This window comes from Bacillus sp. NP247 (genome assembly GCF_018966865.1).
Taxonomy (GTDB): Bacteria; Bacillota; Bacilli; order Bacillales; family Bacillaceae_G; genus Bacillus_A.
The window spans coordinates 1,488,619-1,504,178 of record NZ_CP076653.1 but is presented as its reverse complement, the minus strand read 5'-3'; the positions used below and the strand labels follow the sequence as shown (position 1 = coordinate 1,504,178).

20 protein-coding genes and 1 pseudogene are annotated in these 15,560 nt (G+C 35.1%); 15 read left to right on the top strand and 6 right to left on the bottom strand.

Translation table 11 applies throughout. The features are described from left to right. Window positions 1-109 precede the first annotated feature (109 nt). The 10 genes from comGA to KPL75_RS07880 all read left to right on the top strand — a co-directional run bounded on the left by comGA (window position 110) and on the right by KPL75_RS07880 (window position 5,785). Entirely contained in the window at window positions 110-1,153 is a 1,044-nt protein-coding gene (comGA, locus tag KPL75_RS07925; protein ID WP_219920191.1) for a competence type IV pilus ATPase ComGA, read from the top strand. Further along, complete coding sequence (gene comGB, locus KPL75_RS07920) at window positions 1,140-2,177, top strand: competence type IV pilus assembly protein ComGB (protein WP_309137454.1); 1,038 nt, start codon at window positions 1,140-1,142, stop codon at window positions 2,175-2,177. The genes comGA and comGB overlap by 14 nt, the downstream gene beginning before the upstream one ends. 11 nt (window positions 2,178-2,188) lie before the next feature. Further along, on the top strand, window positions 2,189-2,488 hold the full coding sequence (comGC, locus tag KPL75_RS07915) for a competence type IV pilus major pilin ComGC (RefSeq protein WP_002088623.1): 300 nt from the start codon (window positions 2,189-2,191) through the stop codon (window positions 2,486-2,488). After that, a complete protein-coding gene (gene comGD / locus KPL75_RS07910; protein WP_219920187.1) occupies window positions 2,485-2,940 on the top strand; it encodes a competence type IV pilus minor pilin ComGD in 456 nt (151 codons plus the stop codon). The genes comGC and comGD overlap by 4 nt, the downstream gene beginning before the upstream one ends. Further along, the gene (locus KPL75_RS07905; RefSeq protein WP_219921083.1) at window positions 2,933-3,229 is read left to right on the top strand and encodes a type II secretion system protein; all 297 of its coding nucleotides are present in this window, start codon (window positions 2,933-2,935) and stop codon (window positions 3,227-3,229) included. The genes comGD and KPL75_RS07905 overlap by 8 nt, the downstream gene beginning before the upstream one ends. Further along, complete coding sequence (gene comGF, locus KPL75_RS07900; protein ID WP_219920184.1) at window positions 3,213-3,674, top strand: competence type IV pilus minor pilin ComGF; 462 nt, start codon at window positions 3,213-3,215, stop codon at window positions 3,672-3,674. Before KPL75_RS07905 ends, comGF begins: the two co-directional genes overlap by 17 nt. Continuing rightward, window positions 3,671-4,042, top strand: coding sequence for a competence type IV pilus minor pilin ComGG (comGG, locus tag KPL75_RS07895; protein WP_219920182.1), 372 nt, complete (start codon window positions 3,671-3,673; stop codon window positions 4,040-4,042). The genes comGF and comGG overlap by 4 nt, the downstream gene beginning before the upstream one ends. 172 nt (window positions 4,043-4,214) lie before the next feature. Next, complete coding sequence (locus KPL75_RS07890; protein WP_219920180.1) at window positions 4,215-4,865, top strand: 2OG-Fe(II) oxygenase; 651 nt, start codon at window positions 4,215-4,217, stop codon at window positions 4,863-4,865. Between the two features lie 183 nt (window positions 4,866-5,048). Beyond that, window positions 5,049-5,546: a shikimate kinase gene (locus KPL75_RS07885; protein ID WP_219920178.1), complete on the top strand. Its 498-nt coding sequence runs from the start codon at window positions 5,049-5,051 to the stop codon at window positions 5,544-5,546. Window positions 5,547-5,584: 38 nt separating this feature from the next. Further along, window positions 5,585-5,785, top strand: a complete 201-nt coding sequence (locus KPL75_RS07880; RefSeq protein ID WP_002015009.1) for a YqzE family protein — start codon at window positions 5,585-5,587, stop codon at window positions 5,783-5,785. A 66-nt stretch (window positions 5,786-5,851) separates the two neighbouring features. Here the strand turns inward: KPL75_RS07880 and KPL75_RS07875 are convergent, their stop codons facing one another. After that, entirely contained in the window at window positions 5,852-6,484 is a 633-nt protein-coding gene (locus KPL75_RS07875; protein ID WP_215586842.1) for a VC0807 family protein, read from the bottom strand. Window positions 6,485-6,611: 127 nt separating this feature from the next. Next, a pseudogene (locus KPL75_RS07870) lies at window positions 6,612-6,729 on the bottom strand (GTP pyrophosphokinase). Between the two features lie 72 nt (window positions 6,730-6,801). On the opposite strand from KPL75_RS07870, the gene KPL75_RS07865 reads away from it, so the two are divergent. Continuing rightward, on the top strand, window positions 6,802-7,029 hold the full coding sequence (locus KPL75_RS07865; RefSeq protein ID WP_219920176.1) for a hypothetical protein: 228 nt from the start codon (window positions 6,802-6,804) through the stop codon (window positions 7,027-7,029). Between the two features lie 98 nt (window positions 7,030-7,127). Continuing rightward, a complete protein-coding gene (locus tag KPL75_RS27400) occupies window positions 7,128-7,259 on the top strand; it encodes a hypothetical protein (protein WP_000064671.1) in 132 nt (43 codons plus the stop codon). A 78-nt stretch (window positions 7,260-7,337) separates the two neighbouring features. Here the strand turns inward: KPL75_RS27400 and KPL75_RS07860 are convergent, their stop codons facing one another. From KPL75_RS07860 to KPL75_RS07845, 4 genes are all read right to left on the bottom strand, one after another. Next, window positions 7,338-8,219 (bottom strand): IS3 family transposase, encoded by an 882-nt coding sequence (locus KPL75_RS07860; RefSeq protein WP_219920174.1) that lies wholly within the window; start codon window positions 8,217-8,219, stop codon window positions 7,338-7,340. An 8-nt stretch (window positions 8,220-8,227) separates the two neighbouring features. Continuing rightward, window positions 8,228-8,476 carry a helix-turn-helix domain-containing protein gene (locus KPL75_RS07855; protein ID WP_219921082.1) on the bottom strand — a complete coding sequence of 83 codons (249 nt, stop codon included), beginning with the start codon at window positions 8,474-8,476 and terminating at the stop codon, window positions 8,228-8,230. 137 nt (window positions 8,477-8,613) lie between these two features. Then, window positions 8,614-9,408 carry a YqhG family protein gene (locus KPL75_RS07850; protein ID WP_219920172.1) on the bottom strand — a complete coding sequence of 265 codons (795 nt, stop codon included), beginning with the start codon at window positions 9,406-9,408 and terminating at the stop codon, window positions 8,614-8,616. Beyond that, window positions 9,395-11,077 (bottom strand): DEAD/DEAH box helicase, encoded by a 1,683-nt coding sequence (locus KPL75_RS07845; RefSeq protein WP_219920170.1) that lies wholly within the window; start codon window positions 11,075-11,077, stop codon window positions 9,395-9,397. The genes KPL75_RS07850 and KPL75_RS07845 overlap by 14 nt, the downstream gene beginning before the upstream one ends. Window positions 11,078-11,467: 390 nt before the next feature. Between KPL75_RS07845 and gcvT the strand changes: the two genes are divergently transcribed. From gcvT to gcvPB, 3 genes are read left to right on the top strand one after another with little or no spacing between them, the layout of a single operon-like run. Then, on the top strand, window positions 11,468-12,568 hold the full coding sequence (gene gcvT / locus KPL75_RS07840) for a glycine cleavage system aminomethyltransferase GcvT (protein ID WP_070144844.1): 1,101 nt from the start codon (window positions 11,468-11,470) through the stop codon (window positions 12,566-12,568). A 20-nt stretch (window positions 12,569-12,588) separates the two neighbouring features. Further along, window positions 12,589-13,932, top strand: coding sequence for an aminomethyl-transferring glycine dehydrogenase subunit 1 (gene gcvPA, locus KPL75_RS07835; protein WP_219920168.1), 1,344 nt, complete (start codon window positions 12,589-12,591; stop codon window positions 13,930-13,932). Next, window positions 13,929-15,404: an aminomethyl-transferring glycine dehydrogenase subunit 2 gene (gene gcvPB, locus KPL75_RS07830; protein ID WP_002122485.1), complete on the top strand. Its 1,476-nt coding sequence runs from the start codon at window positions 13,929-13,931 to the stop codon at window positions 15,402-15,404. Before gcvPA ends, gcvPB begins: the two co-directional genes overlap by 4 nt. The last annotated feature ends 156 nt before the right edge of the window (window positions 15,405-15,560 follow it).

Sequence of the window (15,560 nt, the reverse complement as noted above, 5' to 3'; positions counted from 1 at the left end):
TCATAATTTCACAAACATATTTTTCCTTTTTATCCTAGTGAAAATACAAAAGTCCTAATTTTTCTTTTCTAGTTCTTCATGATATATACATGGTGAGGAGGGGAATTTGATGAATGGTATCGAGCTTTTTGCGAATACGATTATGAAAGAAGCTTGTGGGGTGCAAGCATCGGACTTACATATTGTGCCCAGGCAGAAGGATGTGGCAATTCAATTACGTATAGGAAAAGATTTAATTACGAAACGGTGTATTGAAAAGGAATTTGGAAAAAAGCTTGTTTCGCACTTTAAGTTTTTAGCATCAATGGATATAGGAGAGAGGAGAAAACCTCAAAATGGTTCGTTGTACTTACAAATTGATGGACAAGAAGTGTATTTACGCCTTTCAACACTTCCAACAGTATATCAAGAAAGTCTCGTTATTCGCCTCCATTTACAAGCATCTGTTCAGCCATTGTCTCATCTTTCGTTATTTCCAAGTTCAGCGGAAAAATTACTCTCTTTTTTAAAGCATTCTCATGGATTACTCGTATTTACTGGGCCGACTGGTTCTGGAAAAACAACAACAATGTATGCGTTATTAGAAGTAGCTAGAAAAGGGCAAACACGTCGCATCGTTACACTTGAAGATCCAGTTGAGAGAAGAAAGGACGGTTTATTACAAATTCAAATTAATGAAAAAGCAGGTATCACATATGAGACAGGATTAAAGGCTATTTTACGTCATGATCCAGATATTATATTAGTTGGTGAAATCCGTGATGAAGAAACAGCAAAAGTAGCTGTAAGAGCAAGTTTGACAGGCCATTTAGTAATGACGACGTTGCATACAAATGACGCGAAAGGGGCGATATTACGATTTATGGATTATGGTATTACAAGGCAAGAAATTGAACAATCATTATTGGCTGTAGCTGCTCAGCGGCTCGTCGAATTAAAATGTCCGTTTTGCAGAGGGAAGTGTTCAACTTTATGTAAATCAATGAGGCAAGTAAGGCAGGCGAGTATTTATGAACTGTTATATGGATATGAATTAAAACAAGCGATTAAAGAAGCAAGCGGAGAACATGTTACGTATCACTATGAAACATTGGAAGCATCAGTGCGAAAAGGATATGCTTTAGGTTTTTTAGAAGAAGATATTTATGTTTAAGAGAAAATGGAGTTTAAGTGGTCAAGTATTATTGTTGAAAAGGCTAGGGGGATTATTAGAGAAAGGTCACTCACTTTTACAGGCATTAGAATTTTTGCAGTTCCAATTACCAGTAGGAAAGAAATTGCAGTTACAGCGTATGATTGAGGGATTGAAAAATGGACAAAGTTTGCATGCTTCTTTTGATCAATTAATGTTTCATCCGGAGATGCTAAGTTATTTATTTTATGCAGAGCGACACGGTGACATTTCTTTTGCTTTACAACAAGGAAGTGTGCTTCTTTATAAAAAGGATAAGTATAGGAAAGATGTGATGAAAGTAATGCGGTATCCTATGTTTTTAACCTTTTTTTTAATGATTATGCTGTTTGTCTTTAACCTCATTTTATTGCCTCAGTTTGAAATGATGTATAGTTCTTTACGTTCTACAGCACCACCACTTACGGAACAAATTTTAGTCGCAATTAAATTATTACCCTACTTTATTTATATCATTTTTCTTATCATTATAACGGGATTTAGTTTATATATATTTTATTTCCGAAAACTTCCGCCTACTCAAAAGGTAAAGATTATGATCCGTATTCCCCTTATGAAAACATTTCTTATTTTAAAGCATTCGCATTATTTTTCCGCTCAATTAAGTGGTTTATTACACGGTGGATTGTCGGTACACGAAGCATTAACAATAATGATGAAGCAAAAGTATCATCCGTTCTTTCAGTATGAAGCAGCCCGAATTGAGCGGCAATTAATTGCAGGAGAGCCGTTACAATCTATTATTGATAAAAGCGGTTATTACGAGAAAGAACTTTCTTATATCATTACACATGGACAAGCAAACGGTAATTTAGCAAATGAGCTTGGTGATTACAGTGAGCTCATTATTGAAAAGGTAGAAGAAAAAATTAAACGTATGTTATTTGTGATTCAACCCATTTTATTTACATGTCTTGGGGGTATAGTTATTTTGATGTACTTAGCGATGATTATGCCGATGTTTCAAATGATGAATTCTATTTAGGGGGCATTTACATGCAGAATGAGGAGGGTTTTACTCTTTTAGAAATGTTATTAGTTATGGTTGTCATAACTGTATTATTACTATTAATTATTCCAAATGTAGTTACACAGCGCTCATCCGTCCAAGGAAAAGGATGTGCAGCCTATGTGAAATCTATAGAAGCACAAATACAAGCATATCACTTGCAGCATAATAAGATTCCATCAATAGAGGAACTTGAAACAGGAAAGTATATTACTTCTAAAACTTGCCCGAAAGGTGAACCCATCCATATTTCCGATGATGGTACGGTATCAGCTGGGAAATCGTGAAGCAAAAAGGTTTTACTCTTTTAGAAATGCTACTTGTCTTATTCGCTATTTCTGTACTGAGTGTTGTTACGTATTTTAACGTTACTTCATTACATGAAAAGCAAAGAGCCGAGCAGTTTTTGAAGCAGTTTTCAAATGATATTTTGTATATGCAGCAGTTGGCGATTAAGCGTCAAAAACATTATACGTTACGCTGGTTTAAAGAGAAACATATGTATTATATCTCGGAATCGGAGACCGGATTTTTAATTGCTAAGAGAGAATATGATAAAGATATCCAAATTGATTTGCATACCTTTTCAAATCCAATGACATATAATCCGAGCGGAAATATTAATAGAGGTGGTACGATTTTACTTTCCTATCGAGGGTATAAATATGAGATTGTATTTCAGCTTGGAAGAGGGAGATTTACGTATCGTGAAGTGTCAAAAAGGATCAGTAATGGTTGAAATGGTTGTAGCGTTAAGTTTAATAATGATGGCGGTATCGTTATTGCTCCCGCAAACATTATTAATTATGCAAGAAAGAAAAAATATAAAAATGAGCTATAAAGCATTAATATTATTAAAAAAAGAAGCGGCCTTATTTAAGTATGAGAATGAAGAAAAGCGAGTAAAAGAGCAAGTCATAAAAGGAATTGTATATTACACATATTGGAGAGGAGATGAAGTTTGTACGATGTGGAAAGATATGAGAGGAAAAGCGATGGAGCAATGCCTTTATGCAGAGAAAAGATAAAAAAGAAGCGGGATTTACATTAATAGAAATGATTGCATGTTTGTTGCTTTTATCAATGTTCTTTTTACTTTTACCGCGTCTTCATATTATGGGGATAGAAAATACACATTCAAACGGATTAAATGACTGGGAGTGGGATGTGTTTTTAGGACAAATGCAATTAGAGTTTCGTGAAGTATCAAGTGGGAGGAAGATAGCGCTAGAAAATGGTGGGAATATTTTACGCTTCCAACTTCGTAATGGTGATCAGGTGACGTATGAAAAGGTGAATAGTAATTTAATAAGAAAAGTAAATATGCGCGGCAGGGAATTTATATTACAAAGGATTGAAGCGATTTCGTATAAATTAACACCTCATTTGCTATATATATATGTGAAAGATATAGGTGGTGAAATATATGAAGGCGTGGCTGTGCGCTATAGTGAAATTGAGATAGAAACATGAGAAAACAAGATGGATTTGCAATGCCAGGAACAATTATTTTTCTTATTTTATTCATTTCTTTTTTGATGTACGAAACGAATATGTTACTTTCGGATAAAAAATTTTATTCTGAAATAGAACAAAGTTTTTTCATGGAGGAACTTGTTGATCGAGCTATTTCAGATATAAAAAAAGACTTACAGCAAAAAGAAAAAGAGGATGTTTTTTTATTTCAGTATGAAAGAGGAGAAGTGAGTGGGAAGTACATCTTTGAAAATGATGGTATTATCATTTCGTTGCAATGTGTTACAAAACAGAGAGTTTTCTATAAGGTGAGCTTTCGCTATAGGAAAAGGGATAATAAAATATTGGATTGGGTAGAAGGATAAGATGTAAAATACGGGGAGAGACCCCTTAATTCCTATTGTGGAATGAGTCAATTTCTTTATGGAAAAGGATAAAAATGATGTTCAAAAGTTTAAATTTTCTCAAAAAAGAGAAAGGTAGAAAGAATATGATATATTCATGCTATCCAATCATTTTTTCTAGGGAGATAAAGAAATGACAAATAACAATCAAATAGGTGAAAATAAGGAACAAACTATTTTTGATCATAAAGGAAATGCGTTTATGACAGAAGATAGGGAAATACAAATTATTTCAAAATTCGAAGAACCACTTATTGTCGTATTAGGAAATGTATTAAGCGATGAAGAGTGCGATGAATTAATTGAAATGTCTAAAAATAAAATAGAACGTTCTAAAGTTGGTTCATCACGTGATGTAAATGATATTCGGACAAGTAGTGGTGCATTTTTGGAAGACAATGAACTTACTTCGAAGATTGAAAAACGAATTTCATCTATCATGAATGTTCCTGTAGCGCATGGAGAAGGATTGCACATTTTAAATTATGAAGTGGATCAACAATATAAAGCACACTATGATTATTTTGCGGAACATAGTAGATCAGCTGCTAATAATCGTATCAGTACTCTTGTGATGTACTTAAATGATGTAGAAGAAGGCGGGGAAACATTCTTCCCGAAATTAAACCTTTCTGTGCACCCTAGAAAAGGAATGGCAGTATACTTTGAGTATTTTTATCAAGACCAATCACTAAATGAGCTTACGTTACATGGAGGGGCACCTGTAACGAAAGGTGAGAAATGGATTGCAACGCAGTGGGTGAGAAGAGGTACTTATAAGTAAAAGCGAGTATATTACGTTTTGTTCTTCATTTTATAAGAAGAACAAAACGTTTTTTTTATCATTTCCCGACAGACCCCCCACTTCAAACAGCTCGTTAGAGTGATAAGTGGGGGTAGTTCAATAAATAAAGTAACATCTTTTGTTATAATAACAAATAATAACGGATGATTGAGAGGAACGAAAATGAAATCTATATACATAACCGGCTATATGGGAGCTGGGAAAACAACAATTGGAAAAGCGTTAAGTAAAGAACTTCAAATGGATGTTGTAGATACAGATCAAAAAATCGAAGAGCAGAAAGAGAAAGCGATTCGGCATATTTTTGCAGAAGAAGGCGAAATGATTTTTCGGGAATATGAAAGTGAAATGTTACGTTCACTACCGGTTCAAAATGTAATTATTACAACTGGTGGAGGGATTATTGAACGAGAAGGAAATCGAAAGTGGATGAAGGAAAATGGAACTGTTGTGTATTTATATTGTGATCCACATGTAATTGCAGAAAGGCTTCGTGAAGATACGACACGTCCACTATTTCAGAAGAAAGATATAGATGCATTTGTAACGAAATTTGAATCGCGCCGAGCTTATTATGAAGAGGCTGATATTCATATCGATACGACAAATAAGTCGGTCGAAAAAATTATGAATGAATTAAAGGAAAAGATTAATGAATAAAAAAGTGGACATACTAATCAAGTAGAGGTGATGATAATATGTCTACTAATGATTATGTACGCTTTGTGACACAGCAATTTGTGTCATATATGGATGCTCCAAAAGAGGATCGAAAACAACAGAAACAACAACGTCGTGCGGAGAAAGAGCCATTCTTAAATAAATGGTTTGGTGTTATGCCACTGAGCGCTGCTTTGTTTTATCGAAATGTAAAAAATAAAAGAAAAAAATCAAGCTAACTTTTTCGTAATATGTCTAGCAAAATAAAAATCCCCTAGTAGTATCCTATACTAGGGGATTTTTATTTACTGCACGGATTCTTTTTCCTCAGTAACTGCATGTATTTTATTGTTTACCCAGACAAACCCAATTCCGATACAAATAGAAATTCCCCAGCCAACAGCGGTCATAATAGCTCTCATTTCACCATATCCATCCACACCGAAAACAGAGATGAAATAGATTTTTAAGAAACTTTTTAATATAAATTGAAGACCGAAAAATAGTGTTAAATATTGCAGTGCTGGATATATGCGACTATCCCGGTAAAGCTCACGACTTTTATCGCGGTCATGGCCTTGCAGTGCTGAAATGTCCGCTGCGAAATATAACATAAGTGGTTTTTTTATAAAGATTGTACATATAACGATGCAGCCAAGTACGATATGATAATATGCATCATTCCATAGCATTCGTTCCGCTGATCCAGATATTAAGTCTACCGTTGTATTAGAAATGAGTGTAATTAAAATAAAGAACCCTGTAACGTTAAACTGTTTTTCTTTTTTAAAGGTATACAGTGTATAAATAATCCCCGGAACAGAGGAAATTAACATTGCGTAATAAGGATCGATATAAGGTTTTGCAAATTTCCAAATGAGGAATGGGAATACGAGATAAAAGACAAGATCTAATATAGCTTTTTTATTTTGATTCATACAAATCCTCCTTAAGTCATACATATATTTTATAATATAATTTCTGAAAATTGTATAAGGTTTAATAAAAAAAAGAAAAGTAGATGATTGGTAGACTGAAAAATTGCCCCTAGCGTAGTAAGTTTTTTTAGTATATAATAAAGGAAACGCTTTCATTTTTGGGTTTGTTCACAAAATGGACGGAAAATCACATATTTACTATTGATATGTTGCTTTATAATGAAACTAATTAAATATATATGCATACAATATTGTGAAATAAATAACATAAATAATCTATATAAATGTAAACGTTATCAAAAAGAGAGGTGGAGACAATGAGTAAATTTTTCTTCAATCATAATCCAGCAACATTAGAGGATGGAAGACTTGTTAAGTATGCTGAAATTATTTATGGAGAAGGTGGCCGTTCTGTATTAGAAAATTTAATGGTGAAGGCATCTATCAGATTGCGTGATCGTTATCCGAATAAATCTGACGAACAGATCTCGAACCTCGTAAATCAAGGCATCCATGATATGTTTCAAAAATACGTGAATGACTAGGAGTAGCTAATTGCTACTCCTATTTTTTTTGTATAAGGATTGTGCTTTTAGCTGAAAATAAAGGTGCATTTTGAAGTGTGTAAAAAGGAGGGGAAAAGATGAGCAATGGAATTGGGCGTTCAAAAGAAAACCTTCCAACTGATGCAAATCATGTAAGTGCGAAGGATCGTGCATATCAAAAACGCATGACAGAGAAAAAACAACAAGAGCGTAATGACGATAGAGAATAGGATGGAAAAACATCTTAAAGAAAGCTCCTTCAATAGTGCAGTGACCCCTGTCAAGTAGACAGTATTTAAAAAGCGCAACTAAGCAACCTGAGTTCTATATTTATATGGACTCAGGTTATTTAATTTCTTTTGAAATCTTTGATGATTATAAAAGTGCATATATTTACGCACGGCAAGTTTGACCTCATTCGCTTTATGGAAGGAGTGTAAATGAAAACACTCTGCCTTAAAGTGACTGAAGAAGTTTTCCATACAAGCATTATCCCAACAGTTGCCTCTTCGAGACATACTTGCCTTCATCTGATATTTTTTAAGTAATTGATTATATTGACGAGATGTATACTGGAACCCTTGATCACTATGTAAGAGGATTCCCTTCACATTTCGTTTTTTCTTTGCCTTTTTCAGTGTATCTAACACAAGTTTCAAGTCGTTTCTACGACTGGTTTCATAGGCAACAATTTCATTATTGTATAAATCCTTAATAGCGGATAAGTACAAGCGCTGTCCATTGAAAATCAAATAGGTAATATCGGTTACCCATTTCTCATTCGGTTTTGAAGCTTGAAACTCCCTATTTAGATGGTTCTCTGAAATCACATAAGCTTCTTTTTTTCCGTAATAAGGTCGTTTTTTCCTAATTACGGCTTTGATACCTAGTTCACGCGTCAATCTTTGGATGCGCTTATGATTCAAATAAAGGTTATATGTGGCTTTCAGCCACACTTGTATTCTTCTATATCCATAAATTCCTCTTAATTTTTTATGACACGCCAATATCTTTTTCTTAATTTCGATATCCTCTGATTGTTTTTTTGAAGGCGTCGTATGCCGTTTTATCCATTTGTAGTACCCACTTCTGGTTACACCAGCAATATCGCATAGAATGGTCACTGTATAACCTGTTTTTGTCATTTCATGGATGACTTCGAATTTTTTCGTTTTGGATACGACTTTCATTCCTCCTTTTACATCCCTAAGAGCTTTTTTAACATTTCATTTTCCGCTTCTAATCGTCTGATCTTAGCTTCTGGATCTTCGGGTCTAACCCTTGGTCTACCTAAACCTGGTCCTTTCGCTTTACCGCGTTTTTCTTCTAGTCCTTTGATTCCTTCAGCTTCAAAGTGTTTCACCCAACGACTTACAACCGAGTGATGAATACCTAATTCTTTCGCAATGTTTTTATAACTCATGCCGTCTTTTAAGTATAAATCTATAGCTTGTTTCTTAAATTATACATCGTAAGTGACTCTAATTTTCCCCATAAAAAATCCCCTCCATAGTAAACAGGGTAATGTGCTTTCTTTTTCCTGTCTACTATAAGGGGATCATATCATAGTTGAAGGAGCTTTCTTTAAGATAGAAAATGATTTGCGGTAATATAAAAGAGACCACCGTTTATAATTTGTATTGTAATACGTGGTTCGTATTGTTCTTGTAATGCTTGCTTTTCAATTTCGTAGCTTTCTGGAATTTTATCGCTATCTTCGTAAAAGCGATTTAAAAGGTCTAAATCGTGATTCCAACGCACTCTCGCTTCTTTTGCCCACGTGTGGTCATCTTCAGCGATTATACTTTTTAAAGTATCTTCTATACGTTGTAAGCCACTTTGTGGCTTAATGATAGGTGAGAGCGTAAAACAAAAATCAGGTATTTTCGGTGTGAGCTTGATCTCTGCTAAAGTGTCATGAAAGTTTGCAATCATTGTCCCGGAAATAAGATGAATACCGATGGAATGAAGCATGTCTTTTTTTCGGTCGCATTGATAAGATACTTTTATATTTACACCAAGCCAAGGATGAAGGGGGGTATGAGTTGCCCCGCTATGTTTCACTTCCTCATATAAACGTATGTATGAACCTAGTTCTTTTGTCGTTTCAAATATTTGATGCAAACGGGGTGAACCGTAATGAATAAGTTCACCGTCGTTTTCTTTGTTTTCTGGATTTGTAATAAGAGTAAGGCGCATCGGGTTCGGAACGCCGCCTGTTTTTTCAAGATAGTGCCAATAGAAAGGGCGGTTCATTAACAATTTATCCATTTCAATTGTTAACTGCACGTCTAATAGGTGAGGGGAACGCTCTAAAATTTCGCAGTTATTCGCCTCAAAAAAGTTGTATAAGTAATTATGAATTTCATTTTGCTGCATAGTCCTGCACCTCTGCTTCATTGCGCTTCGCAAAATCAATAATAGATGTTAAATTTTCCATCTTGATTCGAATTTCACCTTCGCTTTTTGACTGAGCGAAAATTTCTTGAATATGCGCATCAATATTTTTCATGTTGATTCTCGTTAAAATTTCATCGAGTTCACCGATTACACGTTCAAATAAATTAATTTTTTCATATAGTAGTTTTAAAATGTGCTCTTCAACAGTATGCTTTGTTGCTAAGTTATAAATATGAACATCATTTTTTTGTCCAAGACGGTGAATACGTCCAATCCTTTGCTCAAGTCGCATTGGATTCCACGGTAAGTCGTAATTAATCATATGGCTACAAAATTGTAAGTTAATTCCTTCACCACCAGCTTCGGTCGCAATTAATACTTGGGCACGATTTTGGAAAAGCTCCTTCATCCAATCTTTTTTCCCGCGCTTAAATCCACCGCGAAATGGTACAGAGGAAATGCCATGTTGTTGTAAGAACCATTGTAAATACATTTGTGAAGCTCTATATTCAGTGAAAATAATGACTTTATCGTCAATTTCTTTTATAAGCTCTAGTGCTTTATTTGCTTTGGAGTTAAACGGAATATGATTAATTTTATCCATAAGCACATCAATATGTGGGTCCTTTATGTAATGCTCATTTTCTTTCTGCCGTTTTTCTACATGTTTTTTTAATGAATAGTAAACAGCTTCACGACTACTACATGCTTCCCGTTTTAAAGTTAAGGATGAGAAAGCAGATGTGAAGGCATTTTGTTCACGCCAATTTTCAATTTCATTATACAAAGCTTGTTCTTCTTCATTAAATTCAACGAAGATTGTTCGTACATGCCTCTTCGGCCAATCAATGCCAGTGTTATGGCGTCTATTTCGAACCATTACTTTATTGATAAGAGCTTTTAAATCTTCATCGGATTCAGTGGAACGATTTTTTGAAGCATAATATTCTTCAAAATTAGATTGATTGCCTAAATGACCTGGTTTTAATAAAGAAACGAGGTTGAAGATGTCATCAATTTTATTTTGAACAGGAGTAGCAGTTAGTAATAAACAAAACTTCTTTTTTAATCGCTGTGCAAATTCATAGTTTTTTGTTTTATTGTTTTTTAGTTTATGTGCTTCATCGATAATAATAAGGTCATATTCTAGGTTTAAAACGATATCGCGATGCGGTGAACGTTTCGCAGTATCGATTGATGAAACGATGACATCAGCTTGTTCCCAAGAATAACTTTTCTTTTGAGCGACCGCAGGAATAAAAAATTTTGTGTTTAGTTCATACGCCCACTGAGATACGAGAGAAGCTGGAACGAGAATGAGTACCTTTTTTACAAGTCCTCGAACCATATATTCTTTTAAAATAAGTCCAGCTTCAATCGTTTTTCCAAGTCCAACTTCATCTGCTAGAATCGCTTTACCATTCATTTGTTCAATGACATTTTGAGCAACCTCCAATTGATGCGGAAGCGGCGTGAAATGTGATAAATGTTTCGGTGCTTGCAATCCATCAAAAGTAGGAACGAGTAATGATTTCTCTGTTTTATAAGCTAAATGATATAAATCCCAATTTGTCCAAGGACCATCTTCATCAATTCTTTTTAAAAAATTGTTTTGCCACGTTCGATCTACGGAAATATCGACATTCATTAAGACTCTCCCACCTTTTATAAACTAAAGTGATTATTTTAAAAATCTTTATTATAAGCCTCGTAATAAGGCACTATCACAATTACTAAAAGTTAAAGAATAGGCAATGATTTAGGACTAAATCTCGAAAGTTGTATTTAATATGATTAAGAATAAAAAATTCTAAATTTTTTTTTATGCTAGAATATTGATGAAATATAGCGAATGATGTTAGGATAATGGTGTGAAATGTGTGGAATCTTTCGTATTTTATCCAAGAAAGTAACTTTTTATTTACGCTTTCATAAAAAAATATAGTGAGATTCCGTATATCCTATCTTTTCAGAATGAAAATGTTTAGATATGGGAAGCAACTTTTATTGATTTGTCAGAGCATAAGGGGGAAAGAGCATGATTACATTACAACGTACACCGTTATTTGATGTATACGCGAAGTATGGTGGGAAAACAGTCGACTTCGGTGGTTGGGAATTACCAGTTCAATTTTCAAGCATTAAAGAAGAGCATGAAGCTGTACGTACAAAAGCAGGTTTGTTCGATGTATCTCATATGGGAGAAGTAGAGGTAAAGGGTGTAGATAGTTTAGCATTTTTACAACGTGTTGTTACAAATGACGTATCTACCTTAAAAGTAGGGGGCGCACAATATACAGCTATGTGCTATGAAAATGGTGGCACAGTAGACGATTTATTAATCTACAAACGTGGTGAAGAAGACTATTTATTAGTAATCAATGCATCAAATATCGAGAAAGATTACGAATGGTTAGCAAGTCATGTAATAGGCGATGCAAAAGTAGTCAATGTTTCTAGTGAAGTTGCGCAACTTGCAATTCAAGGACCAAAAGCACAAGACATTTTACAAAAAGTTGTGTCAGAAGATTTGAAAGAAATTAAGTTCTTTAAATTTAAAAACGATATTCTTGTAGATGGAATTCCTGCACTTGTATCTCGTACAGGTTATACAGGAGAAGATGGATTCGAAATTTACTGTAAGAGTGAAGATGCTGCAAAACTTTGGGAGAAACTTCTTGAAGTTGGAGAAGAAGAGGGATTAAAACCATGTGGCTTAGGTGCTCGTGATACACTTCGCTTCGAAGCAACACTTCCGTTATACGGACAAGAGTTATCAAAAGATATTACACCGATTGAAGCGGGAATTGGCTTTGCGGTAAAACCAAATAAAGAAGCAGATTTCTTTGGAAAAGAAACGTTAAAAGAGCAAAAAGAAAACGGTGCATCTCGTAAATTAGTCGGCATCGAAGTAATCGAACGTGGTATTCCTCGTACGCATTACCCTGTATTTATAGGAGAAGAAAAAATCGGGGAAGTAACGAGTGGTACACAATCTCCAACGTTAAAGAAAAGCATTGGTTTAGCACTAATTGATGTGAAATACGCAGCAGTTGATACAGAAGTAGAAATTGAAATTCGTAATAAACGCGTCAAAGCAGTAGTTGTTCCAACACCATTTTATAAACGTTCAAAGTAACGGGGAGAGGGGTAGATTTCATGTTGCATCGTTATCTTCCAATGACAGAAGAAGACAAAAAAGAAATGTTACAAACAATCGGCGTTCAAACGATTGATGAGTTATTCTCTGATATTCCAGAGAGTGTTCGTTTTAAAGGGGATTTAAAAATTAAAGAAGCAAAATCAGAGCCAGAGCTTTTAAAAGAGCTATCTCAAATGGCTAGCAAAAATGCGAACTTAAAAGAATATGCTTCTTTCTTAGGAGCAGGTGTATACGATCATTATGCTCCAGTAATTGTTGATCATGTTATTTCTCGTTCAGAATTTTATACAGCTTACACACCATACCAACCAGAAATTTCACAAGGGGAACTACAAGCAATTTTTGAGTTCCAAACAATGATTTGTGAATTAACAGGGATGGATGTAGCAAACTCTTCTATGTATGATGGAGGTACAGCTTTAGCTGAAGCGGCAATGTTAGCAGCTGGTCATACACGCAAAAAGAAAATTCTTGTATCTAAGGCAGTTCATCCAGAATCAAGAGCGGTACTTGAAACATATGCAAAAGGTCAAAATCTTGAAGTTGTTGAAATTGATCATAAAGACGGTGTAACAGATTTAGACGTATTACAAAGTGAAGTAGATGATACAGTTGCTTGCGTAATCGCTCAATATCCAAACTTCTTCGGACAAGTTGAAAAGTTAGCTGATATCGAAAAAATCGTTCATCAACAAAAATCATTATTTATCGTTTCTTCAAATCCATTATCATTAGGCGCATTAACACCGCCAGGAAAATTTGGTGCTGATATTGTAATCGGTGATGCACAGCCATTTGGTATCCCAACGCAGTTTGGTGGACCTCATTGTGGTTACTTTGCAACAACGAAAGCATTTATGCGTAAAATTCCAGGACGTCTTGTCGGACAAACTGTAGATTCAGATGGTAAACGTGGGTTTGTATTAACGTTACAAGCGCGTGAACAGCATATTCGCCGTGATAAAGCGACATCTAACATTTGTTCAAACCAAGCGTTAAATGCATTAGCAGCTTCTGTTGCAATGACTGCACTTGGAAAACAAGGTGTGAAAGAAATGGCACGTCAAAATATTTCTAAAGCGCAATATGCAAAACGTCAATTCGAAGCAAAAGGCTTCACTGTAACATTTGCTGGCCCATTCTTCAATGAATTCGTTGTAGATTGCAAACATCCAGTTAAAGAAATAAATGATGTATTAATCCAAAAGAATATTATCGGCGGTTACGACCTAGGCCGTGATTATAAAGAGCATGAAAATCATATGCTTGTAGCAGTAACTGAGCTTCGTACAAAAGAGGAAATTGACACACTTGTAAACGAAATGGGGGCTATCCAATGAAGAACCAAGACCAAGCACTTATTTTTGAAGTGACTAAAGAAGGGCGCGTAGGATATAGCTTACCCAAATTAGATGTAGAAGAAGTGAAATTAGAAGATGTATTTGAGAGCGATTATATTCGCGTTGAAGATGCAGAGCTTCCAGAAGTATCTGAACTTGATATTATGCGCCATTACACAGCGCTTTCAAACCGTAACCACGGCGTTGATTCTGGATTCTACCCACTTGGATCTTGTACGATGAAATATAATCCGAAAATTAATGAAAACGTAGCTCGTTTCGCAGGCTTTGCAAATATTCATCCACTTCAAGATGAAAAAACAGTGCAAGGTGCAATGGAATTAATGTACGACTTACAAGAACATTTAATTGAAATTACAGGTATGGATACTGTTACATTACAACCAGCAGCTGGTGCACACGGAGAATGGACAGGTTTAATGTTAATTCGTGCATACCATGAAGCAAATGGTGACTTTAACCGTACGAAAGTAATTGTTCCTGACTCTGCTCACGGAACAAATCCGGCGTCTGCAACAGTAGCTGGTTTTGAAACAATTACGGTAAAATCAAACGAACATGGTCTTGTTGACTTAGATGATTTAAAACGTGTTGTAAACGAAGAAACAGCAGCACTTATGTTAACAAATCCAAATACATTAGGCCTATTTGAAGAAAATATTTTAGAAATGGCAGAAATCGTCCATAACGCAGGCGGTAAATTATACTATGATGGTGCAAACTTAAATGCTGTATTAAGCCAAGCGCGCCCAGGAGATATGGGATTTGACGTTGTGCATTTAAACCTTCATAAAACATTTACAGGTCCGCATGGCGGCGGTGGACCAGGTTCTGGTCCAGTAGGTGTGAAAGCTGATTTAATTCCGTACTTACCAAAACCGATTTTAGAGAAAACGGAAAATGGATATCACTTCAACTATGATCGTCCAGAAGCAATTGGGCGTGTGAAACCATTCTATGGTAACTTCGGAATTAATGTTCGTGCATACACATATATTCGTTCTATGGGTCCAGATGGACTACGTGCAGTAACGGAGTATGCTGTATTAAATGCGAACTATATGATGAGAAGATTAGCGCCATTCTACGATCTTCCGTTCGATAGACATTGTAAGCATGAATTTGTATTATCAGGTCGTCGTCAAAAGAAACTTGGTGTGCGTACATTAGATATTGCAAAACGTCTGCTTGATTTCGGTTACCATCCACCAACAATTTACTTCCCATTAAATGTGGAAGAATGTATTATGATTGAACCAACAGAAACAGAGTCAAAAGAAACATTAGATGGTTTCATTGATAAGATGATTCAGATTGCTAAAGAGGTAGAAGAAAATCCAGAAGTTGTACAAGAAGCACCACATACAACGGTAATAAAACGTTTGGATGAAACATTGGCTGCTCGTAAACCAGTTTTACGTTATGAAAAGCTAGCACCTGTACAAGTGTGATTGGAATAAAAAGAACTCGCTATATGCGGGTTCTTTTTTTTGCAACATTGGTGCGGATAGAATGAAAAAAATGTTAAAAATTTATATTTTTTGTTTCATATTGCTGTAAAGATGCGGTTTTATAGGTGTTTTTGTTGAAAAAGTCGGTTTGATAAA

Coding starts and splice junctions, on each gene's coding strand:
- comGA (WP_219920191.1), top strand. CDS start 110: ATGAATGGTATCGAGCTTTTTGCGAATACGATTATGAAAGAAGCTTGT.
- comGG (WP_219920182.1), top strand. CDS start 3,671: ATGAGAAAACAAGATGGATTTGCAATGCCAGGAACAATTATTTTTCTT.
- KPL75_RS07880 (WP_002015009.1), top strand. CDS start 5,585: ATGTCTACTAATGATTATGTACGCTTTGTGACACAGCAATTTGTGTCA.
- KPL75_RS07860 (WP_219920174.1), bottom strand. CDS start 8,219: ATGAAAGTCGTATCCAAAACGAAAAAATTCGAAGTCATCCATGAAATG.
- gcvPB (WP_002122485.1), top strand. CDS start 13,929: ATGAAGAACCAAGACCAAGCACTTATTTTTGAAGTGACTAAAGAAGGG.
- comGC (WP_002088623.1), top strand. CDS start 2,189: ATGCAGAATGAGGAGGGTTTTACTCTTTTAGAAATGTTATTAGTTATG.
- gcvT (WP_070144844.1), top strand. CDS start 11,468: ATGATTACATTACAACGTACACCGTTATTTGATGTATACGCGAAGTAT.
- KPL75_RS07865 (WP_219920176.1), top strand. CDS start 6,802: ATGAGTAAATTTTTCTTCAATCATAATCCAGCAACATTAGAGGATGGA.
- KPL75_RS07890 (WP_219920180.1), top strand. CDS start 4,215: ATGACAAATAACAATCAAATAGGTGAAAATAAGGAACAAACTATTTTT.
- KPL75_RS07845 (WP_219920170.1), bottom strand. CDS start 11,077: ATGAATGTCGATATTTCCGTAGATCGAACGTGGCAAAACAATTTTTTA.
- KPL75_RS07875 (WP_215586842.1), bottom strand. CDS start 6,484: ATGAATCAAAATAAAAAAGCTATATTAGATCTTGTCTTTTATCTCGTA.
- comGF (WP_219920184.1), top strand. CDS start 3,213: ATGCAGAGAAAAGATAAAAAAGAAGCGGGATTTACATTAATAGAAATG.
- KPL75_RS07885 (WP_219920178.1), top strand. CDS start 5,049: ATGAAATCTATATACATAACCGGCTATATGGGAGCTGGGAAAACAACA.
- KPL75_RS07905 (WP_219921083.1), top strand. CDS start 2,933: ATGGTTGAAATGGTTGTAGCGTTAAGTTTAATAATGATGGCGGTATCG.
- gcvPA (WP_219920168.1), top strand. CDS start 12,589: ATGTTGCATCGTTATCTTCCAATGACAGAAGAAGACAAAAAAGAAATG.
- KPL75_RS27400 (WP_000064671.1), top strand. CDS start 7,128: ATGAGCAATGGAATTGGGCGTTCAAAAGAAAACCTTCCAACTGATGCA.
- KPL75_RS07850 (WP_219920172.1), bottom strand. CDS start 9,408: ATGCAGCAAAATGAAATTCATAATTACTTATACAACTTTTTTGAGGCG.